The sequence below is a fragment of the Xanthomonas citri pv. mangiferaeindicae genome, from assembly GCA_002240395.1.
Taxonomy (GTDB): Bacteria; Pseudomonadota; Gammaproteobacteria; order Xanthomonadales; family Xanthomonadaceae; genus Luteimonas; species Luteimonas citri_A.
In genome coordinates this window covers 3362023-3385909 of record CP016836.1, presented here as the reverse complement: position 1 = coordinate 3385909, position 23887 = coordinate 3362023, and the positions used below count along the sequence as shown (strand labels likewise).

General features: G+C 69.5%; 19 protein-coding genes and 4 pseudogenes. 16 read left to right on the top strand and 7 right to left on the bottom strand.

The annotated features are described in order from the left end of the window. Window positions 1–67: 67 nt before the first annotated feature. The 4 genes from BEN78_14740 (at window position 68) to BEN78_14725 (ending at window position 3943) form a co-directional block, all read left to right on the top strand. Window positions 68–1273: a hypothetical protein gene (locus tag BEN78_14740; protein ID ASR45167.1), complete on the top strand. Its 1206-nt coding sequence runs from the start codon at window positions 68–70 to the stop codon at window positions 1271–1273. Beyond that, window positions 1270–2403, top strand: a complete 1134-nt coding sequence (locus BEN78_14735) for a GNAT family N-acetyltransferase (protein ASR44433.1) — start codon at window positions 1270–1272, stop codon at window positions 2401–2403. Before BEN78_14740 ends, BEN78_14735 begins: the two co-directional genes overlap by 4 nt. Further along, the gene (locus BEN78_14730; GenBank protein ID ASR45166.1) at window positions 2400–3167 is read left to right on the top strand and encodes a leucyl/phenylalanyl-tRNA--protein transferase; all 768 of its coding nucleotides are present in this window, start codon (window positions 2400–2402) and stop codon (window positions 3165–3167) included. The genes BEN78_14735 and BEN78_14730 overlap by 4 nt, the downstream gene beginning before the upstream one ends. A 557-nt stretch (window positions 3168–3724) precedes the next feature. Then, window positions 3725–3943: a translation initiation factor IF-1 gene (locus BEN78_14725; protein ID ASR44432.1), complete on the top strand. Its 219-nt coding sequence runs from the start codon at window positions 3725–3727 to the stop codon at window positions 3941–3943. Between the two features lie 110 nt (window positions 3944–4053). Here BEN78_14725 and BEN78_14720 read toward each other — a convergent pair whose 3' ends face one another. Together BEN78_14720 and BEN78_14715 are read right to left on the bottom strand one after the other, a co-directional pair. Further along, window positions 4054–6333, bottom strand: a complete 2280-nt coding sequence (locus BEN78_14720) for an ATP-dependent Clp protease ATP-binding subunit ClpA (GenBank protein ID ASR44431.1) — start codon at window positions 6331–6333, stop codon at window positions 4054–4056. Between the two features lie 90 nt (window positions 6334–6423). Beyond that, window positions 6424–6743: pseudogene (locus BEN78_14715) on the bottom strand (ATP-dependent Clp protease adapter ClpS). Between the two features lie 195 nt (window positions 6744–6938). Between BEN78_14715 and BEN78_14710 the strand changes: the two are divergent. From BEN78_14710 to BEN78_14690, 5 genes and pseudogenes are all read left to right on the top strand, one after another. After that, complete coding sequence (locus tag BEN78_14710; GenBank protein ASR45165.1) at window positions 6939–7412, top strand: NUDIX hydrolase; 474 nt, start codon at window positions 6939–6941, stop codon at window positions 7410–7412. Then, window positions 7409–8568, top strand: a pseudogene (locus BEN78_14705) (tRNA 2-thiouridine(34) synthase MnmA). The gene BEN78_14710 and the pseudogene BEN78_14705 overlap by 4 nt, the downstream one beginning before the upstream one ends. After that, window positions 8565–9176 carry a lysogenization regulator HflD gene (locus tag BEN78_14700; GenBank protein ID ASR44430.1) on the top strand — a complete coding sequence of 204 codons (612 nt, stop codon included), beginning with the start codon at window positions 8565–8567 and terminating at the stop codon, window positions 9174–9176. Before BEN78_14705 ends, BEN78_14700 begins: the two are co-directional and overlap by 4 nt. Before the next feature lie 105 nt (window positions 9177–9281). Then, window positions 9282–10474, top strand: a pseudogene (locus tag BEN78_14695) (chemotaxis protein). Window position 10475: 1 nt separating this feature from the next. After that, window positions 10476–10730 carry a hypothetical protein gene (locus BEN78_14690; protein ASR44429.1) on the top strand — a complete coding sequence of 85 codons (255 nt, stop codon included), beginning with the start codon at window positions 10476–10478 and terminating at the stop codon, window positions 10728–10730. Between the two features lie 502 nt (window positions 10731–11232). Here BEN78_14690 and BEN78_14685 read toward each other — a convergent pair. Further along, window positions 11233–13977, bottom strand: a complete 2745-nt coding sequence (locus BEN78_14685; GenBank protein ASR44428.1) for a hypothetical protein — start codon at window positions 13975–13977, stop codon at window positions 11233–11235. Window positions 13978–14126: 149 nt separating this feature from the next. On the opposite strand from BEN78_14685, the gene BEN78_14680 reads away from it, so the two are divergent. Both BEN78_14680 and BEN78_14675 read left to right on the top strand, forming a co-directional pair. Beyond that, entirely contained in the window at window positions 14127–15443 is a 1317-nt protein-coding gene (locus tag BEN78_14680) for a hypothetical protein (protein ASR44427.1), read from the top strand. 29 nt (window positions 15444–15472) lie between these two features. Next, the gene (locus tag BEN78_14675; protein ASR44426.1) at window positions 15473–17182 is read left to right on the top strand and encodes a c-di-GMP phosphodiesterase; all 1710 of its coding nucleotides are present in this window, start codon (window positions 15473–15475) and stop codon (window positions 17180–17182) included. An 18-nt stretch (window positions 17183–17200) separates the two neighbouring features. Here BEN78_14675 and BEN78_14670 read toward each other — a convergent pair whose 3' ends face one another. The 4 genes from BEN78_14670 to BEN78_14655 form a co-directional block, all read right to left on the bottom strand. Beyond that, complete coding sequence (locus BEN78_14670; GenBank protein ASR44425.1) at window positions 17201–18370, bottom strand: histidine kinase; 1170 nt, start codon at window positions 18368–18370, stop codon at window positions 17201–17203. 95 nt (window positions 18371–18465) lie between these two features. Then, complete coding sequence (locus BEN78_14665) at window positions 18466–18801, bottom strand: flagella protein (GenBank protein ASR44424.1); 336 nt, start codon at window positions 18799–18801, stop codon at window positions 18466–18468. A gap of 4 nt (window positions 18802–18805) precedes the next feature. Continuing rightward, window positions 18806–19123, bottom strand: a complete 318-nt coding sequence (locus tag BEN78_14660; GenBank protein ASR44423.1) for a flagellar biosynthesis anti-sigma factor FlgM — start codon at window positions 19121–19123, stop codon at window positions 18806–18808. Between the two features lie 106 nt (window positions 19124–19229). Further along, a complete protein-coding gene (locus tag BEN78_14655) occupies window positions 19230–19865 on the bottom strand; it encodes a flagella basal body P-ring formation protein FlgA (protein ID ASR45164.1) in 636 nt (211 codons plus the stop codon). Window positions 19866–20014: 149 nt separating this feature from the next. Here BEN78_14655 and BEN78_14650 point away from each other — a divergent pair, with 149 nt between their 5' ends. From BEN78_14650 to BEN78_14630, 5 genes and pseudogenes are all read left to right on the top strand, one after another. After that, entirely contained in the window at window positions 20015–20974 is a 960-nt protein-coding gene (locus tag BEN78_14650) for a chemotaxis protein CheW (protein ASR44422.1), read from the top strand. 78 nt (window positions 20975–21052) lie between these two features. Then, window positions 21053–21460 carry a flagellar basal-body rod protein FlgB gene (locus tag BEN78_14645; protein ID ASR44421.1) on the top strand — a complete coding sequence of 136 codons (408 nt, stop codon included), beginning with the start codon at window positions 21053–21055 and terminating at the stop codon, window positions 21458–21460. 3 nt (window positions 21461–21463) lie between these two features. Continuing rightward, on the top strand, window positions 21464–21871 hold the full coding sequence (locus tag BEN78_14640; protein ASR44420.1) for a flagellar basal body rod protein FlgC: 408 nt from the start codon (window positions 21464–21466) through the stop codon (window positions 21869–21871). Further along, the gene (gene flgD / locus BEN78_14635; protein ID ASR44419.1) at window positions 21871–22536 is read left to right on the top strand and encodes a flagellar basal body rod modification protein; all 666 of its coding nucleotides are present in this window, start codon (window positions 21871–21873) and stop codon (window positions 22534–22536) included. Before BEN78_14640 ends, flgD begins: the two co-directional genes overlap by 1 nt. Window positions 22537–22576: 40 nt before the next feature. Continuing rightward, window positions 22577–23799, top strand: a pseudogene (locus BEN78_14630) (flagellar hook protein FlgE). The last annotated feature ends 88 nt before the right edge of the window (window positions 23800–23887 follow it).

The window sequence follows — 23887 nt, the reverse complement described above, 5'->3', positions numbered from 1 at the left end:
ACGCGGCCGGCCGCCTGCCGTGACGTTCGAACAACTGCGCCTGTTCGCGCGCCGGCACGGTCGGCGCATGTGGGTCCGTGCGACCGTGTACTGCGCCCTGGGTGTGGTCACCGCGTTGGTCGGCGCGCTGGTCAAGACCTGGATCCCGGAGTCGCTGGCCGGCCGGATCGGCGCCGATTCGGTCGGCAACCTGCTCAGCATCCTCGCCGCCTCGATGCTCGCGGTCACCACGTTCTCGCTGTCGACGATGGTCTCGGCCTACAGCTCGGCCTCGACTGGCGCGACCCCGCGCGCGACCCGCCTGCTGATCGCTGACAGCGCGGCGCAGAGTGCGCTGGCGACATTCATCGGCGCCTTCCTGTTCTCGGTGGTCGGCCTGATCGCGCTGAGCACCGGCCTCTACGGCGACAGCGGTCGCGTGGTGCTGTTCGCAGCGACAGTGCTGGTGATCGTGCTGATCACGCTGACCCTGCTGCGTTGGATCGAGCAGTTATCGAGTTTCGGACGGCTGGGCGCGACGATCAACTTGGTCGAGGCCGCGACACGCCGCGCGATCCAGGCGCATCTGCGCGCGCCTCACCTGGGTGGTGCGCCCGGCATGGGCGCGCCTGATGTCGGCCATCCGGTGGAGGCCGACCGGGTCGGCTATGTAGAGCACGTCGACGTGGCGCGGCTGGCGCAGATCGCGGCCGATCGGACGTGTGTGGTACACGTGCTGTCGCGCTCTGGCGCATTCGCCGCGCCCGGCCGGCCGCTGCTGGTCGTCGAGGGCGCGCGGCCGGACGAGGAGACGCTCGAGGCCCTGCGCGACGCCTTCACGATCGGCGATGAACGCAACTTCGACCAGGATCCGCGCTATGGCCTGGTCGTGCTGACCGAGATCGGCAGCCGGGCCCTGTCGCCCGCGACCAACGACAGCGGAACCGCGATCGACGTCGTCGGCACGGCCACTCGGCTGCTCTGCGAATGGGCGGCGACGGACACGGCCAGCGATGGTCCTCGCCATGCGCGCGTGTTCGTGCCGTCGATCACGATCGACGATGTCTTCGAGGATGTGTTCCCGCTGCTGGCACGTGATGGTGCCGGCCTGCTGGAAGTGGGCATCCGTCTGCAGAAAGGGCTGGCAGCGATCGCGGCGACCGGCCACCCGGCATTCGCCGCAGCCGCGCGCCGGCAGGCAGAACAGGCCCTCGCCCGCGCTCTCGAGGCAATGGCCTTCGAGGGCGACCGCGCGGCGCTCCGGGACGCAGCGGCGAGGGTTTGGGGCACGTGAGCACGCTGCGCATCGTCCGCAGTCTCGACGGGGTCGCCGCGGAGGATTGGGACGCGCTGTCGGACGACGGCAATCCCTTCGTCGCGCACGCCTTTCTCGCCGGCCTGGAATCGGAAGGCTGCCTGCGCGAGGACTGGGGCTGGACTCCGCACCATCTGACCCTGTGGGATGGCGGCACACTCGTCGCGGCGGCGCCGGCCTATTTGAAGGCCAACTCGCATGGCGAGTTCGTCTTCGATCACGCCTGGGCGCACGCCTATGCCCGCCACGGCCTGGACTATTTCCCCAAGCTGCTCTGCGCGGTGCCCTACTCGCCAGTGACCGGGCCGCGGTTGCTGGCGCGCACCCTTGAGGCCAAGGCGGCGCTGCTCGCGGCGATGCGCGCCCAGGTCGAGGCCGCGCAACTGTCGTCGGCGCACGTGAACTTCCACCCAGGCAGCGAGGCCGCCGCCTTCGACGACGACTGGCTGCCCCGGATCGACGTGCAGTACCACTGGCGCAATCCCGGCGATTGGGCGACGTTCGACGATTATCTGGGCGCGATGGATCACAAGCATCGCAAGAACGTCCGCCAGGAACGCGCCAAGGTCGCGCGCGCCGGCGTCGTGTTCCGGGTGCTGCACGGCGACGAGGCCAGCGATGACGACCTGGCGACGATGCACGCCTTCTACCTGCAGACCTTCGCCGAGTACGGCAACTCACCGGCGCTGACGCTGGACTTCCTGCGCCACTTGGCGCGCACGATGCCGCGGCAGTTGGTGCTGGTATTCGCCGACCTGGCCGGCGTGCCGGTCGCTGGCGCGCTGTGCCTGCGCGGCGGCGACACGCTGTACGGCCGCTACTGGGGCGCGAGCATCGCCCTGCCCGGCCTGCATTTCGAGACCTGTTACTACCAGGGCATCGCCTACTGCCTGCGCGAGGGCCTGGCCCGCTTCGAGCCCGGGGCACAGGGGGAGCACAAACTTGCGCGCGGATTCCTGCCGGCGTTCGTGCACAGCCGCCACTGGATCGCCGATCCACGTTTCCGCGAGGCGCTGCGCGACTGGTGCGCGCAGGAGGCCGAGGCGATCCGCGGCTACGCCGCCTCACTGGGTGCGACTGGCCCCTTCCGCGCGGACGCGCTGCGCTGAGCCTGCACCTGCCGCAGTTGGACGACGACCCGCTGGCGCCGTTTCCGCCGGTGGCCTCGGCCCTGCGCCGCCCGGACGGCCTGCTGGCGTTCGGCGGCGACCTGTCGGTGGCACGGCTGGCCAATGCCTACCGACAGGGCATCTTTCCCTGGTACTCCCAGAGCCAGCCGATCCTGTGGTGGTCGCCCGACCCGCGCACGGTGTTCGAGACCGCGACGTTCGCCCTGCCGCGGCGCTTCGTGCGCCAGCTGCGCCGCTGCGACTGGCAGGTGCGGGCCGACACCGCGTTCGAGGCCGTCGTCGCAGCCTGCGCGTCCGCCCCGCGCCCCGGCCAGGACGGGACCTGGATCACCGACGCCATGCAGGCTGCCTACGCCGCGCTGCATCGCGTGGGCCTGGCCCACAGCGTCGAGGTCTTTGCGGGCGACCGGCTGGTCGGCGGCATCTACGGGGTCGCGATCGGCCGGATGTTCTTCGGCGAGAGCATGTTCAGCGAGGTTTCCGGCGGCTCCAAGCTCGCCCTCGGCGCCCTCGCCCGACAGCTCCATCACTGGCAGATGCCACTGATCGACGCCCAGGTCGGCAATCCGCACCTGGAAGCACTGGGCGCCGCGCAATGGCCCCGCCCGCGCTTCGCCGAGGCGATCGCCGGGCTTGTCGAACAACCGCCCCCCGTCGCCGGCGCTTGGACCCAGCCGTTCGGGAACCAGCATGCCGCGATGTTCGCCCAACGCGCGGGCCAGACTGCTGCCGGGACACCCTGAGCCCCGCCCCGACCTCCGGACTGGCGGACAATCAGTGAGAGTTCTTCGCCGAAGCGAGGGGGGGGCATCTTACTTCTGCTCACTCGATCAGTGTGTTCGTCTTCGGCGCGCGCGTCGCGCCGGCCGGGGACTGCTCCCCGGCTCGGTCAGCCATCCATGGCTGACTCGCCGCCGCGGGCCATCCCTGGCCCGCTATCGCAATCCCCGGCCGGCACGACGCACTGAGGCCGACAGTGCGCGACTTCTTCCAGCAGGCGACTCTGCGTCTCCGAAGTCGGGTTACAAACATCTATGGCAGCGGACTGGTGGCCGGTGGCTGCGTCGAGCGCGCCATGGATGGCGCGCGCCCGAGTCAAGGCAGGATGCCTTGCCGAGGGAAAAGCGGCTTCCGGCCGGCAGGCCGCTGCCCACCCGGAGTGGTCCCACGCCTCAGCACTCGAGAGATAAGCCAATCACAAGGCCTCAGTCTTTTGCATCACCGCCAAGGCCGTGCCACAATACGCGACTTTGCCGGCGCGGCTTCAGCGCGGCTCCCTAACGACGAGTACCCAACACGAATGGCGAAAGACGACGTCATCGAATTCGAAGGCTCGGTCTCCGAGACGCTCCCGAACACCATGTTCCGCGTCAAGCTCGAGAACGGCCACGAAATCATTGCGCATATCTCCGGACGCATGCGCAAGAACTACATCCGCATCCTGACCGGCGACCGGGTCAAGGTCGAGATGACGCCCTACGACCTCACCAAGGGTCGCATCACCTACCGCATGAAGTAAGCGAAACGCTCCCAAGCGACGCGCTCCGTCGCTGGACGACGAAAAGGCAGCCCAAGGGCTGCCTTTTCGCGTTGCGCGCGCCGGCCGGAGAACCGGCGGCCACGCGCGCGTCACTCCACGGTCGCGGTGAGCAGGCGCTCGGGCTCGGCGAAGGTCTGCACCGTCAGCTCGCCGTCCTCGACATCCACCACCACGCGGCCACCGCCCATCAGCTTGCCGAACAGCAATTCGTCGGCAAGGCGGCGCTTGATCTTGTCCTGGATCACCCGCGACATCGGCCGCGCGCCCATCTGCGGGTCGAAGCCGTGCTGGGCCAGCCAGTCGCGCGCAGCCGGCGTGGCGCTGAGCGTGACGTCCTTCTCGTGCAGCTGGCTTTCGAGCTCGATCATGAACTTGTCGACCACGCGCAGGATGTGGTCCAGGCCCAGCGACTGGAACTGCACAATCGCGTCGAGCCGGTTGCGGAACTCCGGCGAGAAGCTCTTGCGGATCACTTCCATCGCATCGCTGCTGTGGTCCTGGCGCATGAAACCGATCGACCGGCGCGAGGCCTGGGTGGCGCCGGCATTGGTCGTCATCACCACGATCACATTGCGGAAATTCGCCTCGCGGCCGTTGGTGTCGGTCAGCACGCCACGGTCCATGACCTGCAACAGGATGTTGAAGATGTCCGGATGCGCCTTCTCGACCTCGTCGAGCAACAACACGCAGTGCGGCGTCTTGACGATCTTCTCGGTCAGCAGCCCGCCTTGGTCGAAGCCGACGTAGCCCGGAGGCGCGCCGATCAGGCGGCTGATCGAATGCGCCTCCATGTACTCAGACATGTCGAAGCGCACCAGTTCGATGCCCAGCTGCAGCGCCAGCTGCCGCGTGACTTCGGTCTTGCCGACGCCGGTGGGACCGGCGAACAGGAAGTTGCCGATCGGCTTGTCGGGATCGCCCAGGCCCGAACGGGCCAGCTTGATCGCCGACGTCAGGGTCTCGATCGCCGGGTCCTGGCCGAAGATCACCATCTTCAGGTTGCGCTCGAGGTGCTCGAGCACGTCCTTGTCGGTCGCGCTGACCTGCTTGGCCGGGATGCGCGCCATCTTGGCCACGATCGTCTCGACCTCCTCGACATCGATCAGCGCCTTGCGCACCCCCTCGGGCAGCAGCCGCTGGCGGGCGCCGGCTTCGTCGATCACGTCGATCGCCTTGTCGGGCAGCAGCCGGTCGGCGATGTGCTTGACCGACAGGTCGACCGCTGCCTGCAGCGCGTCGTCGGCGTAGGTCACGTCGTGATGCGCCTCGTACTTGGGCTTGAGGCCCAGCAGGATCTGGTAGGCCTCGCCGACCGTCGGCTCGACGATGTCGATCTTCTGGAAGCGCCGGGCGAGCGCACGGTCCTTCTCGAAGATGCCGCGGTACTCCTGGAACGTCGTCGAGCCGATGCAGCGCAGATCGCCCGACGACAGCGCCGGCTTGATCAGGTTCGAGGCATCCATCGTGCCGCCCGACGCCGACCCGGCACCGATGATGGTGTGGATCTCGTCGATGAACAGAATCGCGCCGGGATGCTTCTTGATCGCCGACAGCACGGCCTTCAGGCGCTTCTCGAAATCGCCGCGGTACTTGGTGCCGGCGACCAGCGCGCCGAGGTCGAGCGAATAGATCGTCGCCTCGCTCAGCACCTCGGGCACCTCGCCGTCGACAATGCGCTTGGCCAGACCTTCGGCGATCGCGGTCTTGCCCACACCGGCCTCGCCGACGTAGAGCGGGTTGTTCTTGCGACGGCGGCACAGCACCTGGATCGTGCGCTCGACCTCCTCGGCCCGGCCCACCAGCGGATCGATGCGTCCCTCGCGCGCGGCGGCGTTGAGGTCGCTGGCAAACTCAGCGAGCGCGTCGCCCTTGGCCTCGCCCTCGCCGCCTGCGCCTGCGGCGCCGTCCTCGTGCGCGCTCTCGGGCTCCTCGCCGCCGGTCTTGGCAATGCCGTGCGACAGATAATTGACGACATCCAGCCGGGTCACGTCCTGCTGGTTGAGGTAATAGACCGCGTGCGAGTCCTTCTCGCCGAAGATCGCCACCAGCACATTGGCGCCGGTGACCTCCTTCTTGCCCGAGGACTGGACATGGTAGACGGCGCGCTGGAGGACCCGCTGGAAGCCCAGCGTGGGCTGGGTGTCGCGGGTGTCCTCATCGGCGAGCTTGGTCACCGAGGTTAGAATGGCCTGTTCCAGATCGCCGCGCAGGCGGGCGAAGTCGGCACCGGTAGCCTTGAGCACCGACTCTGCCGACGGGTTCTCGAGCAGGGCCAGCAGCAGGTGTTCGACCGTCATGTACTCGTCGCGGGCCTCGCGGGCGCGCTTGTAGCACTGGCCGATCGTGAACTCGAGATCTTTGCTGAACATGGGGCGGAGCCTCCGGAATCACTGCAACCCTGAGTGGGGGCCCGGACCCGGCTTTTCCATCCCTGCCCCGGTCCTGTCAGCCGGCTCTTATTAGGCCTTCTCCATCGTGCACAGCAAGGGATGAAGGTTCAGTCGTGCGTATTCGTTCACCTGCGCGACCTTCGACTCGGCGACTTCGCGGCTGTAGACCCCGCACACCCGCGGCCACGGGTATGGACGTGCAGCATGACCTGGGTGGCGCGCTCGATGTCGAGGGCGAAGAACCGGGTCAGGATCTCGACGACAAAGTCCATCGGCGTGTAGTCGTCGTTGAGCAGCAGCACCGAATACAGTGGCGGTGGCGCCACTTCCGGCCTGCTGGTCTCCACGATGGTGCCGTGGTCGTGTTCGTGCTGGTGTCTGCGGCTCATGGCGCAATTATAAGCGCCGGCGATGGACGCGTCGGGAGCGCCGGGGGGACAATGCCGCCACGCCCCCACCCCGATCCCCATGCGCCTTCGCTTCCCGCCCCGCCCGTTTCCCGCCCCTGTCCGCGTTGCGCCCGCTGGGCTCGTGGCCAGTTGCCGACCGCGCGCGGCCGCGCTGCGACCCGTCGTCGGGGCGGTGTGGTGAGCGGGCGCTTCTGGCAGCCCGACGTGACCGTGGCCAGCGTCGTGTTCGATGCCGGACGGGTGCTGTGCGTGGAGGAGCGGGTGGATGGGCGCCTGGTGCTCAACCAGCCGGCGGGCCATCTCGAGCCCGACGAGGCGCTGGTCGATGCGGCGGTGCGCGAGACGCTTGAAGAGTCGGGCTGGACGGTCGAGCCGACCGCACTGATCGGCCTGTACCAGTGGAAATCCCCACCGCGCCCGGGCGAGGCCGACGGCCGCCACTTCATCCGCGTGGCCGTGGTCGCCAGGCCGCTGGCCCACGACCCGGACCGCGCGCTCGACGACGGCATCGTCCAGGCGCTGTGGCTCACGCCCGAAGCACTGCGCGCCGAGGCCGCGCGCCACCGCAGCCCGCTGGTCTGGCAGGTCGTCGCCGACTGCCTGGCCGGACAGCGTCACCCGCTGTCGTTGCTGCGTCAGCTGCGATGAGCGCGCCGGACGTCGTCGTCGGGCTGTCGGGCGGGGTCGATTCGTCGGTCGCCGCGCTGCTGCTGCGCGATGCGGGCACGCCGGTGGCCGGCCTGTTCATGCAGAACTGGGCCGATGACGACACGCAGGACGGCGGCGGCTGCCGCGCCGAGGACGATCGCCGCGATGCGGTCGCGGTGGCCGGTCGCCTCGGCCTGCCGATCCATTTTCGGGACTTTTCGCGCGAGTACTGGGACGGTGTGTTCGCCCACTTCATCGCCGAGTACGCGGCCGGGCGCACGCCCAACCCCGATGTGCTGTGCAACCGCGAGATCAAGTTCCGGCATTTCCTCGATGCCGCGCACGCGCTGGGCGCAAACCGGATCGCGACCGGCCACTACGCTCGCGTAGGACGCGATCGCAACGGCTGGCAGCTGCTGCGCGCCCATGACCGCAGCAAGGACCAGACCTACTTCCTGCACCAACTCGGCCAGGCGCAGTTGGCCGCGACGCTGTTTCCGCTCGGCGACCTGCCCAAGTCGCGGGTCCGCGAGATCGCCCGTGCCCATGGCCTGGCGACGGCCGAGAAGAAGGATTCGACCGGCATCTGTTTCATCGGCGAACGCGACTTCCGCAGTTTTCTCGCGCGCTATGTGCCCGCCCGCGAAGGCGAGATCCAGACGCCCGACGGACGGGTGGTCGGCCGGCATCCGGGGTGTTCTTCTTCACCCTCGGCCAGCGCGAGGGCCTGCAACTGGGCGGCGTGCGCGGCTTCGCGGCCGCGCCTTGGTACGTCGTCGATAAGCGCGTCCACGACAACGTGCTGGTGGTCGACCAACAGCGCGACAGCCCCTGGCTGATGTCGCGCACGACCTGGACCGCACAGGCACACTGGATCGCGGGTGCGCCGCCGGCTACCCGCTTCGTGGCCAGCGCGCAGACCCGCTACCGCCAGCCCGACGAGACCTGCGAGGTCGACGTGCGCGACGACGGCACCCTGGCGGTGCACTTCGCGCAGCCGCAACGCGCGGTCACGCCCGGCCAGTCGCTGGTGCTCTACGACGGCGAGCGCTGCCTGGGCGGGGCGGTCATCGAGGCGACCGACGCGCCTGCGACCACCGCCACGGCAGGCGCAAGCAGGCCGGAGCGCGCCGCAGACGCTAGACTTGTCCGATGAGCGATTCCTTCGACGATCGGGTGCTCGCGCTCGCCGCGCTCGCCCAGGCCCTCCAGCAAGTCCGTACCACCGCCGAGTCCGGCCAGTCGCGCGGCGATGCGGCGCAGACCGTTATCGACAGCGTCTTCCGCATCGATGCCGACTCGGTGGCCGACGTCTACGGTGGTGTGCCGCGGCTGCAGCCCGGGCTGCGCCTGCTGCGCGACATCCTCACCCGCCAGCCCCACGATGAGGGCGTGCCCAAGCTCGCGATGTCGGTGATGCGGCTCGAACGGCGGTTCTCGGCCGAGCCTGACGTCATCGACGCCGTGAGCGCCGGCCTGCGCCGGATCGCGCCGCAGGCCGAGTCGCTGGGCGCCGCCCATCCCGACGTGCTGCTCGCGCTGGGCGCGCTGTACGCCGACACGATCAGTCAACTGCGGCCGCGGGTCATGGTCCAGGGCGCACCACACTATCTGGGCCAGGCCAGCGTGGTCGCCGAGATCCGCGCCCTGCTGTTGGCGGCGGTGCGCGCGACGGTGCTGTGGCGCCAGCTCGGCGGCACCCAGTGGGATCTGCTGTTCGCGCGCGGCCGCATGCTCGAGTCGATCGCGCGGCGCGTGCCCTGATCTCGACGTCCGCATGCGCCGATGCGCATGCGGTTGTCGGCAGTTGGCTAAAGGCCTGCCACCGGGTGCCGATACCGGGAGCGTGAGAACCTCCCTGAGAGCGCCATGTACGCACGCATCCTGATCCGCCTCGCCGCGCCGTTGTCGCTGACCCTGCTCCTGCCGCTGGCGTTCGCGCTCGGTTGGGCGGCGCCTGCGCGATGGGCGATCCTGCTGACCCTCACCGCCAGCTGGCTGGCCGTGGGCCTGTGGCTGCTGCGCCGCGAAACCCGGCGTTCGCCCGAACAGGTGCGCGTGCTCAAAGAGCAGGACCACCTGCTGACCGAGCTGCGCCAGTTCGTCGGCGCGGAGATCGAAGGCTCGCGCGTCGAGATCGAACGGGCGCGCGAGTTGATCCGCCAAGCGGTCAGCGCGCTGGGCAGCAGCTTCGATGCGATGAACCGCAAGTCGCGCCAACAGGCGCAGGCGATGGGGCGGCTGCTCGACCATACCGGCGACCAGGACGGCATGGGCGGGGCCGATGTCGCCCGCTTCGCCCAGCATGCGAGCCAGCGCATGGAACAGTTGGTCGAAGCCCTGGAGCAGGTCAGCGGCCAGAGCGTGACCACCGTGTCGCATATCGACGAGATGGCCGGGCACCTGGATGGCATTTTCGCGCTGCTCGAGGACGTCAAGTCGATCGCCGACCAGACCAACCTGCTCGCACTCAACGCCGCGATCGAAGCCGCCCGCGCAGGCGAGGCCGGCCGCGGTTTCGCGGTGGTTGCCGACGAGGTCCGCAACCTCTCCGAACGCTCGACCGCGTTCAACGAACAGATCCGCAAGCTGGCGCATTCGTCCAAGGAATCCATCGCCAAGGTCCGCGACACGGTCTCCAACATGGCGTCGCGCGACCTGGACCGCTCGCGCGACGCGCGCGCCGAGGCGGCGGGCATGCTGACCCAGGTGGCCGCGATCAACCGTTCGCTCGGCGACGGCATGCGCGAGATCTCCGAGTGCGGGCGCGCGATCGATTCGAGCGTCGGCGACGCCGTGCGGGCCTTGCAGTTCGAGGACATCGCGACCCAGGCCCTGGGGGCGTCCATGCCCACCTCGAACGGTTGAGCGCGATCAACCGCGAAGCGATCGACCTGCAGGAGATCCTGCATCGCAACGGTGGCGCACTCGACGACGAAATGATGCGGGCGCTGCAGCGGATCGGACAGCGCCTGCGCGAATCACGCTCGACCTGGGAAAAGCCGCCGCACAAGCCGGTCGCGCAGGAGAGCATGGGCGCAGGAACCGTCGAGTTGTTCTGAGTTGAAACCGCGCTCGGCCAACAGCGCACCCCCGCAGGCCCCGGCACCGACCGGGGCCTGCGTGCTGCCGCATCCGAGCGCGCCGGCCGATGCCACCGTCAGCCGGATCCCGGCCGACCTGCTGCAGCGCCTCGAGGCCGCTGCCGACGAGGAACTGCAGGCGCTGCTCGACGCTGCGCGCGTGCCGCCGTCCCAGACGCCGCCGCCCGATCCGATCGAGGCGAGCATCGCCTGGGACCTCGCCGCCGGCTTCTGAGGGACGCGAGTGGGTGGTCCCGGGGAAGGCCCGTGCCCCACCCGACGCCTACTGCGTCGACCTCCCCGCACGCGGAGGAGGTGCAGCAGTTCCAGTCGTTCGATAAGGACGGACTCGCTTGGCACCCTCCCCCGCAAAGCGGGGAGGGTTGGGGTGGGGGCGCCTTCCGCGCCAGGCGCGCGCGCCCAGCCGACACTTGCGGCTCGACCTCCCCTCCGCGCCGGGGGGGAGAGATTCGGTCGTGAGGAACTGCCTGGCATCCGCGGCCGCGCCCTTTCCTGCGCACGGGCGGCGCAGCATTTCCGACCGTTCGATCAGCAGGGGCAGCCGACCGCGCCACGCGCGGAGGGAAGAGCGCCCTGCCCCGCCGCGCGTCGAAGGGGCCATGCCCTTCGGACGCACGACTGCGAGCGGGCTTCGCCCTCCAAACCGGAGTCAGAGTGCAATTACGCCTCGCGAAATTGCACTCTGACCCCGGTTTTGATCCTTAGCCCGCGTGTGGTCAGCGGGCCGTGGCGCCGTCGACGGCCTGGTGATGCGCGAGCAACCAGCGTGCCATCTCGCGCGGCGGCAGCGGGCGCGAGTACAGATAGCCCTGGACTTCGTCGCAGCCGTATTCGAGCAGCAACCGCTCGTCCTCCATCGATTCCACGCCCTCGGCCAGCACCTGCATGCGCAGCGCCTTGCCCAGATGGATGATCGCGCGCGCGACCTCGACCGCACGCCGCGAGCCACCGAGTTCGGAAATGAAACTGCGGTCGATCTTGAGTCGGCCCACCGGGAAACGGCTCAGATAGCTCAGGCTCGAGAACCCGGTGCCGAAGTCGTCGATCGCCAGCGCCACCCCGGCGCCCACCAGCATGTCGAAGCAGGCCCGCAAGGCCTCGGTATCGTGCAACAGCGCCGACTCGGTCAACTCGAGCTCGAGCCGCGCCGGCGGCCAGCCGGCTTCAGCGCAGGCGGCCAGCACCCGGCTGGCGAACGCGGTATCGCGCAACTGCACGGCCGAGACGTTGATCGACATCCGGCCGAATGCGATGCCGGCCGCTTCCCATGCCGCCGCCTGGCGGCAGGCTTCGCGCAGCACCCAATCGCCGATTGCGGCGATGTCGCCGGTCGCCTCGGCGATCCCGATGAACTCGTCCGGCGGACAGACCCCGAGCTCGGGGTGCTGCCAACGCAGCAGCGCTTCCACGCCCGAGACACTGCGCCGGGCGATATCAACCAGTGGCTGGTAGGCGAGCGTAAATTCCTCGTGCTCGAGCGCGCCGCGCAGCGCGTGTTCGACGTCCAGCCGCCGCCGGGCGAGCCGCCAGGCATCGGGGCTGTAGAACTCGACCCGGTTGCGTCCGCCCTGGCGCGCGCCGTGCAATGCGACACCGGCGGCACGCAGCAGTTCGTCGAAGCCAACGCCTGCAGGCCGCACGGCGATACCGGCACTGATGCCAAAGCGCAGGATCTCGCCGCCGACCGGCACCGGATCCGAGAGTCCGGCGACGATCCGCTGTGCACTGCTGGCGACATCGCGCCGGCTCTCGCCCTGCTGCAACAGCACCACGAACTCGTCGGCGCCCACGCGCCCGAACAGGTCGCCGGCATCGACCAGCATATGCAGCCGGGTGGCGATGGCCTTGAGTACGACATCGCCCGCGGCATGGCCGTGGGCCTCGTTGATGCCGCCGAAGCCGGCGACATCGAGCAGCAGCAGCGCCTGGTAGGCGGCCGCGTTGGCGACCAGCGCCGCTTCGATGTCCTGGCGCAGCCGGGTGCGGTTGGGCAAGCCGGTCAGCGCGTCGAAATGCGCCAGCCGCTCGATGCGCTCGCTGGCCGCGCGCTCGCGGGAGATGTCGCGGAACAGCACCAACCAGCGCGCAGGCCGGCCGTCGCCGGACTCGTAGTCGACCACCGCCTGGGTCCAGACCTGCGCGCCATCGGGCCGGTAGAAGCACAGCTCGATGGTCTGGGTGGGCGCGCCGCCCGCGGTGCGACTCATCGCCACCTGCAGGATCTCGCGCGATTCGGTGGTGTAGTGGCGCAGCAGCTCGTCGAGCGCCAGCGACTCGCCCTCGCGACCATGCAGACCGGCGCACTCCCCGGTCCAGTGCAGACGCCGGGTGGCGGCGTCGACCTCGCAACCGCCGATGCGGCCGAGCTCGGCGACGCGTCGCAGCAAGTCGCCGCGCCGGTGCGCCTCGGCGTCGGCATGCCGTTGCCGAGTGACATCCTGGACCTGGGCCAGCACCCGTGCCGGCAAGCCGCGCTCGTCCTCCTCGCCGCTGGGTGAGGCCCAGATCTGCAGATGCGCCGGGCCGGCGACGCCATCGACCACGAGGTCGAAATGGGCCGGCTTGGCGCACTCGCGCAGGCAGCGCCAACTGGTCCGCAGCATCGGGAACTGCGCCCGCGGGATGCGGCGCAGCCACACGCGCAACGAACAGCCGTCGCCGACGCCCAGCAATTGCCGAAGTTCGGGCGCGCTATGCACCAGGCCCGAGGCGGGGACCCAGCTCCAGCTCGACATGCCCGCCAGGCGCTGGGTGTCCTCGACCAGGCGTCGCTGCTCGCGCAGACGCTGCTCCAGCTGTTTCTGATCGTCGATGATCGTCAGCGTGCCGGCCATCTTCAGCGGTGCGCGCTGGGCATCGCGGGCGATGATCCGGCCGCTGTCGCGCACCCAGCGCCAGCCCGCGGCGGGCTGCAGGCAGCGGTACTCGCACAGATAGGAGGATTCGCGCCCGGCCAGATAGGCGCCGATCGCCTCGCGCATGCGCCCGCGGTCCTCCGGGTGCACGCGCCGGCTCATCTCCTCGAACGATAGCGGCGCGCCATCGCGATGGCCGACCAGCGCATGCCAGGTCCCCGAGCCACGCAACTGGTCGTGGCGCACGTCCCACAGCCACAGGGCATGGCCGCCCGCCTCGGCCGCTTCCAGCCAGTCCTCGACATCCTCCGACAGACTCACGCTCAACGAGAACGCGATCGGCCCGGCGCCATCGATCGAGATCGCGGACAACCGGCCGTACAACGGGGCATCGGGCCCCGGCAGTTCGCAAGCGATCGCATGCTCGCCGTCGAGCAGTCGCGCATAGAGCAGCGACAACGACGGCGCGTGCAGCTCCACCAAGCGGTCCAGGCCCCGCCGCCGGGCGGCCGGGTTGGCGACCAGGCAGCGTCCGCCGCGGTCGAGCAGCAACAACCCGTCGGACAGCGGGTGATCGAGAAGACTCGAGATGACGCCGGCATCCATCTGGACCGCTTCGCTCCGTGTCGGCTTGGCATGTCGCGGATCGCGACTTGGCTCACCGTCCGTTAGCGGCGACCTTCGGACGAAGTTGAGCGCTGTCGAAAACAGCCCGGTAGACTCGTGAGCGAACGATGCACGGGGCAGCCGGTCAAATGGGGTCGGGAAACACGAACGTCCGCGCCGCGCGGCGCCAGGACGAGGCGTTGCGCCGCCGATTCGCCGCATTCGGCCGCCGCGTCTCGCTGGGCTGTCTGCTCGGCGGACTGGCGTGGCTCGCCGTCTGCGCCCTGCTGCCCGCATCGCTGCCGGCCGCAGGACCGTTCGACGGCCGGTTGGTGGTCGCCGCACTGATGCTGATTCCGGCAGCCGGGCTGCCCGGCTGGTGGCTGCGGCGGCAGGCCGACCGCCTGGTCCGCAATCACGAGCGCGCGCTCGCAGGCGCCCGGCGCATCGAGCGCGACCGGGAACTGCGCGAGCTGCTGGAGCTCTTGCCAGACGGCACGCTGCTGGTCACAGGGGGCCAGGTCCGCCACGCCAACGCCGCCTGCGCGGCGGCGTTCGGCTATGCGGGATCGATGGCCGGGGTCGCCGTCGCGACGCTGGTCGAGGACGCGGATCGGGCGGCATTCGACGCGCTGCTCGCCGACCCCGGGCAGGCGGGCGACGCGCCGGCCCCGCGCATGCGGCGCCGGGACGCGACCGGCTTTCGCGCCTCGCTGACCGCCAGCCGCACGCGTTACGAGGACAGCGACTGCGTGCTGGTGGTGCTGCGTGACCTGAGTGAGGTGGAGCGGATGCGCGATGCCCTGGCGGTCAGCAACGCCGAACTGCGTGCGCTCGCGGCCCGCATGTTCACGCTGCAGGAGGACGAACGCCGCGCGATCTCGCGCGAGTTGCACGACGACATCGGGCAGTCGGTCACCGCGATGAAGCTGGCCGCCGGTAGCGCGCTGGTGGAGACCGACGCGCTGCGTCGCCGCGACGACCTGGAGGACATCGCGATGCTGGCCGATACGACCATCGAGCGCTTGCGCGACATCTCGGTGCTGCTACGCCCGCCGCAGCTCGATGCATTAGGTCTGGAAGCCGCGCTGCGCGCGCACGCAGCGCGGTTGCTGCGCAATGCCGCCCTGCAGGCCGAAGTCGAGATCGCGACGCTGACGCGCCGGCCGACCCGCGAAGTCGAGCAGGCGTGTTTCCGCATCGCGCAGGAAGCGTTGACCAACATCGTCCGGCACGCCAGAGCGAGCCGGGTGGCGTTGCGGCTGTATGAGGATGCCGACGCCTTGTGCCTGCATGTCGGCGATGACGGCGTCGGCTTTCCGGAAGGCGCGCCGAAGGGGTTGGGCCTGGTGATCATGCGCGAACGTGCGCAAAGCGTCGGCGGCCAACTGGACGCGGCGTCCTCGCGCACCGGCGGCACCCGGATCGAGGCACGGCTGCCCTACGACGTCCAGGCGGCGCCGTGACCGCAGCGGCCACCCGGTAGAATTCCACGATGCAGCCTATCTCCGCACCGCTGGAACGCCTGGGAGCCGGCCACCCTGCCCTGGCGCAGATGATCCGCGATGCCAGGACCCGCAGCGGTGGGCTGGCATTGCTGCATGTGGACATCGATCACTTCGCCTCGGTGAATCAGAACATGGGCGCGGACGTCGGCGACGCCGCGCTCGAGGCGGTCGGCGCCCGGCTGCAGAGCAGCCTGGGCGAACAGGGCACGGTATGGCGCCACGGCAGCGACGAGTTCGTCGTCGCCGCCTGGCTGCCCGACGACGCACCCGCCTCGGCGCAGGCGTTGGCCGAGGCCCTGGTCGAGGAGATCGAGCGCCCGCTCGAGGTCCTGCCCTACACACTCTTCCTCGATGCCAAGATCGGCGTCAGCCTGTGTCCGCAGCACGGCACCGAGCCCTCGGCCCTGCTGCAACTGGCCGAGAACGCCGTGCGCCGCGCCTCGCATGCGGTCTACGAGCACGTCCAGTTGCACAGCAATGCGGCCGCCGATCGCAGCCAGGGCGAGAACGGCATCGGCCGGCAGATTCTCGAGGCGCTGCCCAATGGCGAGTTCCGGCTGCGCTACCAGCCCAAGATCAGCGCCCGTGACGGGCGCGTGATCGGCATGGAGGCGCTGCTGCGCTGGCAGTCGCCGACACTCGGCCTGCTGCTGCCCGAGCGCTTCCTGCCGACCGCCGAACGAATCGGCGCGATCCTGCAGATCGGCAATTGGATGCTCGATCGCGTGGTCGCGCAGATCCGCGCCTGGCGCGAACAGGGCTTCGACGATTTCTTTGTCGGTATGAACGTCACCACCCAGCAGTTGCTCGATCCGGCGTTCGTCGACCGACTGCTGGGCCGCATGCAGCAGGCTGGACTGCCGACGTCCTCGCTGGTGCTCGAGCTCAACGAGCGGGCACTGGGGGCCAACATCGACGTCGTCCATCGGGCGGTCTCGACGCTGCGCCACGAAGGCATCGGGGTCACGCTCGACAACTTCGGCACCGGCGAGGCCAGCTTGGGCGCGCTGGTGCGCTATCCGGCCGACATCCTCAAGATCGACCGCAGCTTCATCAACGCCGCGCCCGCGGGCAGCCGCGAGACGGCGATCGTGCGCGCGCTGATCGCAATGGGTCATCAGTTGGGCATGAAGGTGATCGCCAACGGCGTGGAGACCGAAGCCCAGCTCGGCTTCCTGCGCCGGGCCGACTGCGATTACTTCCAGGGCTACCTGTTCGGCGAGCCGATGAGCGCCGAGACCGCGGGCCAGGCACTGCGTCGCCGCTATCTGCGTCCGGAACTGTTCACCGCGACCAAATCACATCGCACGCTGTTGCTAGTCGACGACGAAGAAAACGTGCTGCGCGCGCTGGTACGGCTGTTCCGCCGCGATGGCTATCGGATCCTGGCCGCCGGCAACGTGCGCGATGCGTTCGGCCTGCTGGCGACCAACGAGGTGCAGGTGATCCTGTCCGACCAGCGCATGTCGGAGATGGACGGCACCGAGTTCCTGGGCCGGGTGAAGATGCTCTATCCCGACACCATCCGCCTGGTGCTCTCGGGCTACACCGACCTGGCCACGGTGACCGAGGCGATCAACCGCGGCGCGATCTACCGGTTCCTGACCAAGCCCTGGGACGACAACGTGCTGCGCGACCACATCCGCCAGGCGTTTCGGACCTACGACATGCAGCGCGGGCGCGACGGCGCGGAGTAAGCGCGGCGCCAGGTCGACTCAGGCGTGGGCGCCCGGCTGGCGTAGCGGCAGCACGATGCGGAAGCGGCTGCCGGCCCCCGGCGTGCTGTCCACTTCGATCCGGCCATGGTGCTTGGCGACGATGCCGTAGGAGATCGACAACCCCAAGCCCGTGCCCTTGCCCACCGGCTTGGTGGTGAAGAACGGATCGAAGATCCGCTGCAGCATCTCGGCCGGGATGCCGTTGCCGGTATCGGCGATCTCCACCCAGACCTCGTCGCCCTCGTGCCCGGTGCGCACCGCGATGGTGCCCTGGGTCTCGATGGCCTGGCCGGCGTTGAGCAGCAGGTTCATGAACACCTGGTTGAGCTCGGACTGCAGGCACTCGACCATCGGCAGCGTGCCGTAGTCCTTCTCCAGCGTGGCCTTGTAGCGCAGCTCGTTCCAGACGATGTTGATCGTCGATTCCAGACCGGCGTGCAGATCGGCCAAGCGCCAGGCGTGCTCGCGGTCCGAGCGCGAGAAGTCGCGCAGGTCGCGGACGATGCGCGTGACCCGCTCGATGCCCTGGCGCGATTCGGTCAGCAGTTGCGGCAGGTCGCGACTGATGAAGTCGATGTCCAGGCGTTCGCGGGTGGCGTCGATCTCCGCGCGCATCGCCTGCGGGTCGTCGGTGCGCAGTGCGCGTTCGTAGACGTCGATCAGCGCGAACAGATTGCCGACGTACTCCTGCAGGCTGCCGAGATTGGAGTGCACGTAGCCAATCGGATTGTTGATCTCGTGCGCGACGCCGGCAGCCAGTTGGCCGATCGAGGCCAGCTTCTCGGCCTGCAGCAGTTGCTCCTGCGCCGCATTGAAGCGGACGTTGAGCTCGCGGTGGCGCTGCAGCAGTTCGTCGTCACCGCGTCGCGGCCGGGCCGGGTCCTGCAGCACCAGAAGATAACGCCCGTCGTCGGCCGCCAGCCGGTACAGACGCGCGGCGATCTGGCTGCCTTCGCCGAATGCGACCTGGTCGTGCCAGCGGCCGGTGGCCTCGGCCTGCTCCAGCGCATGCGCCGGCAGCAGCGCATCGAGCCGGCAGGCGTCATCGACCCAGGTCGGATGCAGCCGTTGCAGCGCATCGCCGGTGGGATTGGCATACAGCAGGCGGCCGTCGCCCGCATAGAGGTAGATGCCCTCCTCGATGCAGGACAGAACCGAAGTGGGCATGGTCGGAGGCGGTGCGGCGACGGGATCGAAAATCGGGGGCACTGCAAAGAGCCGGCTACGGACGCCCGGCGATTCTAACCGCAGGCGGCGGCCGCTCAGGCGACCGCGAGTTCGCGGCTGCGGCAATCGCGCTCGGCGCGGCCCTGTGCGTCGTAGCCGGGCAGGCTCTCGGTACGGCCAAGATGCCGCAGCGCCCAGTTCACCTCGCGGCGGCGCCGGGCCAGCAGTGCGCCGTTGGCGCGATTGAGCTCGCTCAGCTCGGCCAGTGGACCGGCCAGTTCGCCGGCCGGGCAGCGCTCGAGCTCGCGCAGCGCGACGATCTTGTCCTGGGTCGAGCGCATCAGCGCGCCGACATCGTGGCCGATCAGCGCCTCGCGCTCGTCGGCGAGCGCGCTCGCAAGACGGGCCAGGCTGTCCTGTGCCGCCGTCATCGGATCAGCCGCCCAGGCGGGCGTCGAGATCGAGCATCCGCGAGGCGATCGCCTCGGCGTCGACGCGGTAGCTGCCCGAGGCGATCGCCTCACGCACGGCCTGGACGCGCGATTCGTCGAAGGCCGGTCGCGTCGAGAGGTCGCGCTGCAAAGCCTGCAGGCCGGTCGCCTCGCCGGTCAGACGCAGGCTGTCGCCGGCCGTGGCACTGGCGGCTTCGACCGCCTTGTCGCGGCTGTCGCCGGCACGGGCCACCTGGGCGCCGGCCACGGGCGCGGCACTGCGGACGGTCGGCGCCTGGAGTCCATCGATCTTGTGGGTCATGGCAGGGATCCTGACACGAAGTGCGTGAATGGGTTCGTGGACGGTATCGGCCGCCGTCCGCGGAGCTTTAGCGCCAATCGGCGTCGGGTGCCAGATCGCATCGTCCTCAGCGTCCCACGACCACGTCGCCGGCCGGGTCGACGATGCCCTGCACCACCCGGCGCGAGGACAGGTTTTCGACGCTGACCCGCTCACGCTCGCCAGCGTCGCCGAGCGCGCGACCGGCCATGCGCACCTCGACCCCGGCCTGGCGCGAGACCAGGGCGATGGTGTCGCCGCGGCGCACCAGCCGCGGCGACACCAGGTCGCCCGCGGTCAGCACGCTGCCGGCAAGCAGCGTGCGGCGGGCGCTGCGACCGACGGCCTCGGCAGGATCGGCCACCGCGGCGCCGGCCACACGCGCGCCGTCGCGGCGTTCGGCGATGAGGTCATCGGCCGCGATCGTCTGGCCTGAAGCCACGCCGCGCGCCAGCACGAGCACCGTCTGGCTGCGCCGCACGCGGACCGGGACGTACAGACGCCAACCGGCCGGGCAACTCACCTCCACGGTGGCGCCGCCGCTGCGCGTGGCCTGCAGCGGCTCGGCGCACCGCGGCATGCGCAGGGCCGGGTCGAGCGCCGTCTCGGCCTCGCCGCCTTCGACCGCCGACAGTGCGGCCAGGCGGATCGAGTCGACCGACTGGAAGGCATCCGACGCCACGACCGACGCGGCTCCGGCGCATGCCAGCAGCGCAGCGGCCAGGCGCCAGGCGGTTCCGACGGGACGCGGCAGGCAGGCGGTCATGGCGGGCCCCTCTGGGACGAACGGATGCTGCCGCCGATGCAAGCGCCGTGCCGCAGCGTGCATCGGCCCGGGCTCAAGTCGTCGGTCGGCGGGCCGATACCGCAGGCATGTCGCAGGATCTGCTCGACCGCATCGACCAGCGTACCCGCCTCGCCGGCCACAACCGGCTGGCGCTGCTGCTGTTCCGTCTCGGCGGACGTCAGGTTTTTGGCGTCAATGTCTTCAAGGTGCAGGAAGTCCTGCGCCGACCGCATCTGTTCCGGGTGCCGGGGCTGCCGGCGCAGTTCGCCGGTGTGGCGGACGTACGCGGCCGCAGCGTGCCGGTGCTCGACCTGGGCGTGGCGATCGGCCATCCCGAGCGCAGCGACGATGCCCCACCCGGCTATCTGGTGGTCACCGAGTTCAACCGCTCGGTGCAGGGCTTTCTGGTCAGCGGAGTCGAACGCATCGTCAACATCGCGGTCGAGGACGTGCTGCCGCCGCCGGACCTGGGCGCCGAGGGCGGCTATTTGACCGCGGTCACCCGCTACCAGGGCGAGCTGATCCAGGTGATCGACGTCGAAAGCGTGCTGGCCGACATCTCGCAGGCGCGGATGGACGCCGACCTGTCCCCGGACTATGCGCTGCCGGCCGATGCACCGCCGATGCAGGTGCTGGTGGTCGACGACTCGCGGGTCGCGCGCCAGCAGATCCGCAGCGTGCTCGACCAGCTCGGCGTCGGGGTGACGCTGCTGTCCGACGGCCGCCAGGCGCTCGACCACCTGCTGCAGCTGCACGCGGCCGGCGAGCCGCCCTCGCAGCGCTACGCGATGATCGTCTCCGATATCGAAATGCCAGCGATGGACGGCTACACGCTGACGACGGAAATCCGTCGCCACCCAGGCCTCGCCGATCTGTACGTGCTGCTGCACACCTCGCTGTCGGGTGTGTTCAACACCTCGATGGTGCAGAGCGTGGGCGCGAACGCGTTCGTCGCCAAGTACAGCCCGCACGACCTGGCCGACGAAGTGCTCAAGCGCCTGCACGAGGTCGCCGACGCGGCCGGCGGACGACTCGTCGCCGCCTGAGCCTGGCCGCGGCTGCCACGCCGCACGCCTTGGCACGCCGCTTGCACGGTCACCGGTGAACTCCGCCGGAGGCCGGTCATGTCCAATCCGATCTCGTCCTATCTCGGGCTGCAGGCCGATGCGCTGCCGCTGCGCGAGCAGCGGATGAAGCTCATCGCCAGCAACCTGGCCAACGCCGACACACCGGGCTTTCAGGCCCGTGACCTCGACTTCAACGCCGCGCTGGCCGCTGCTGCGCGCGCGCGCGAAGCCGGCGGACAGTCCGGCTTGCGCGAGCGCACCGATCACATCCCGCTGCCGGGCGCCGATGCCCTGGCGCCGTTCGAGGTCGCGCGCGTCGCTGCCCAGGCCAGTCTGGACGGCAACAGTGTCGATCCTGATGCCGAGCGCGCCGCCTACGGCCGCGCGGCGCTGGAGTACCGGGCGTCGCTGAGTTTCCTCGAATCCAAGGTCCGCACCCTGCTGACCGCCATCACCGGACAGTAACCGATGAGCAACCTGCCGATCTTCGATGTCGCCGGTTCGGCCATGCAGGCCCAGTCGGTCCGCTTGAGCACGCTGGCCAGCAACCTGGCCAACGCCGACTCGGTCGCCGGCACGCCCGAGCAGGTCTACCGGCCGCTCGAGCCGGTGTTCCGCGCCAGCGCGCATGCCAGCGACCCGGCGCTGACCGGCGTGCAGGTGGCTGGCATCGTCGAGCGCGACACGCCGCCGATCCAGCGCTACGAACCCGGTCACCCGCTCGCCGATGCCCAGGGTTACGTGTACGCGCCCGACGTCGACCCGGTGTCGCAGATGGTCAACCTGATCTCCGCCTCGCGCAGCTACCAGGCGGGCGTGGAGATGATGAACACCGCCAAGGAACTGGCCGTCGCCACCTTGAGCATGGGCCGCTGATGAGCACGATCTCCAGCGACATCGCCAACAGCCTCGGCCTAGGCAGCGGCAAGGCTGCCGACAAGAAGGACGCCTCACTCGGCCAGGCCGACTTCCTGCGGCTGATGACCGAACAGCTCAAGCACCAGGACCCGCTCAAGCCGATGGAGAACAGTGCGTTCCTCGGCCAGTTGGCGCAGTTCTCGACCGTGCAGGGCATCCAGGACCTCAACAGCTCGGTCAACGGCTTCGCCAATGCGATGGCCAGCGACCAGTTGCTGCGCGGCGCGAATCTGGTGGGCCGCGATGTGGTGCTGCCATCGGCCAAGCTGGCGCTGCCGAGCGAAGGCAGCGCGACCGGCCTGGTCGCCGCCCCGTCGGCCGGCATCGTGAACTTCGATGTCACCGATGCCAACGGCGAGCTCGTGCACCAGTTCAGCGTGCCGGCCACCGCCGCCGGCGAGGTCGCGTTCGCCTGGGACGGCACCGATGCCGCCGGCAACCGGCTGCCGGCCGGGACCTATGGCATCGCCGCACGCCACCTGGCGGGCAGCGGCGAGTCCTCGGTGCTGAGCACCTATGTGCGCGCCCGCGTCGACAGCGTGTCGGTCGGCAGCGACGGGCTCTACCTCGATCTCGACGGCCTGGGCACCGCGCCGATCGGCTACGTGCTGCGCGTCAACTGACCGCCCTTTTCATCCGCGCCCGACCACAACGGAGTCCGCCATGAGCTTCAACACCGCACTGTCCGGCATCAACGCAGCCAACGCCGACCTCAACGTCACTGCCAATAACGTCGCCAACGTCAACACCACCGGCTTCAAGGAGTCGCGCGCGGAATTCGGCGATCTGTTCTCGCGGACGTCCTACGGGCTGGCCCGCAACGCGATCGGCTCAGGCGTGAAGCTGAGCAACGTCGCCCAGCAATTCTCCCAGGGCAACATCACGCCGACCGGGCGCAACCTGGACATGGCGATCGATGGCGAGGGCTTCTTCACCCTCAACAAGAACGGCACCCGGCTCTACAGCCGCGCCGGCAACTTCCAGGCCGACAACCAGGGCTACATCGGCACCCCGGACGGGGCCCGGCTGCAGGTCTACCCCCCAGCGCCAATGGCACCGGCTTCGACATCGGCCGTGTGACCGACCTGCAGCTGCTGACCACCGACAGCCCGCCACGCGCGACCAGCGCGGTCAACCTGAAGTTCACCCTGCCCGGCAATGCGAAGCCGCCGACGATCGCGACCTTCGATCCGGGGGAGCCCAACAGCTACAACGCCTCGAGCGGCGGCGTCACGGTGTTCGACTCGCTGGGCGTGAGCCACGTGCAGACCTCGTACTTCGTCAAGACCGATGTGGCCAACGAATGGCAGGTGCACACCTACATCGACGGCGAACGCGTCGGCGATGTCGCCACGCTCACCTTCACCGACAACGGCGCGCTGACCGAGCCCGCCGATGGCCGCATCGTGCTGACGCCGTTCGTGCCGGGCAACGGGGCTGGCGAGGTCGCGGTCACGCTCGATGTCAGCGGCTCGACCCAGTACGGCAACGGCTTCCAACTGCGCGACAACCGCCAGGACGGCTACGCGGCCGGCAAGCTCGACGAGATCAGCATCGCGGCCGACGGCGTGGTGTTTGCGCGCTATTCCAACGGCGCCGACGCCGCGCTGGGCCAGGTCGCGCTGACGACCTTCGTCAACCCGCAGGGGCTGCAATCGCAGGGCAACAATTTCTGGGCCGAAAGCTACGATTCGGGCGCCTCGCGCACCGGCGTACCCGACAGCGCCGATTTCGGCCACCTGCAGGCCGGCGCGCTGGAATCGTCGACCGTCGATCTGACCGAGCAGTTGGTCAACATGATCGTCGCCCAGCGCAACTTCCAGGCCAACGCACAGATGATCTCGACCCAGGACCAGGTCACGCAGACGGTCATCAACATCCGTTGATGCGCCGGCCGGTCGATGCGTGGCGGGTGAGAGGACGACGTTGCGCGCACGTCTGCACCCGCTCCGGATCGCCAACTCCCCGCTCGTC

Excerpts from the sequence above, each read along its gene's own strand:
- BEN78_14675 (ASR44426.1), top strand. The coding sequence starts at position 15,473 with ATGCAGCCTATCTCCGCACCGCTGGAACGCCTGGGAGCCGGCCACCCT.
- BEN78_14740 (ASR45167.1), top strand. The coding sequence starts at position 68 with ATGTGGGTCCGTGCGACCGTGTACTGCGCCCTGGGTGTGGTCACCGCG.
- BEN78_14725 (ASR44432.1), top strand. The coding sequence starts at position 3,725 with ATGGCGAAAGACGACGTCATCGAATTCGAAGGCTCGGTCTCCGAGACG.
- BEN78_14645 (ASR44421.1), top strand. The coding sequence starts at position 21,053 with ATGTCCAATCCGATCTCGTCCTATCTCGGGCTGCAGGCCGATGCGCTG.
- BEN78_14680 (ASR44427.1), top strand. The coding sequence starts at position 14,127 with ATGGGGTCGGGAAACACGAACGTCCGCGCCGCGCGGCGCCAGGACGAG.
- BEN78_14660 (ASR44423.1), bottom strand. The coding sequence starts at position 19,123 with ATGACCCACAAGATCGATGGACTCCAGGCGCCGACCGTCCGCAGTGCC.
- BEN78_14700 (ASR44430.1), top strand. The coding sequence starts at position 8,565 with ATGAGCGATTCCTTCGACGATCGGGTGCTCGCGCTCGCCGCGCTCGCC.
- BEN78_14640 (ASR44420.1), top strand. The coding sequence starts at position 21,464 with ATGAGCAACCTGCCGATCTTCGATGTCGCCGGTTCGGCCATGCAGGCC.
- BEN78_14670 (ASR44425.1), bottom strand. The coding sequence starts at position 18,370 with ATGCCCACTTCGGTTCTGTCCTGCATCGAGGAGGGCATCTACCTCTAT.
- BEN78_14720 (ASR44431.1), bottom strand. The coding sequence starts at position 6,333 with ATGTTCAGCAAAGATCTCGAGTTCACGATCGGCCAGTGCTACAAGCGC.
- BEN78_14650 (ASR44422.1), top strand. The coding sequence starts at position 20,015 with ATGTCGCAGGATCTGCTCGACCGCATCGACCAGCGTACCCGCCTCGCC.
- flgD (ASR44419.1), top strand. The coding sequence starts at position 21,871 with ATGAGCACGATCTCCAGCGACATCGCCAACAGCCTCGGCCTAGGCAGC.
- BEN78_14685 (ASR44428.1), bottom strand. The coding sequence starts at position 13,977 with ATGGATGCCGGCGTCATCTCGAGTCTTCTCGATCACCCGCTGTCCGAC.
- BEN78_14665 (ASR44424.1), bottom strand. The coding sequence starts at position 18,801 with ATGACGGCGGCACAGGACAGCCTGGCCCGTCTTGCGAGCGCGCTCGCC.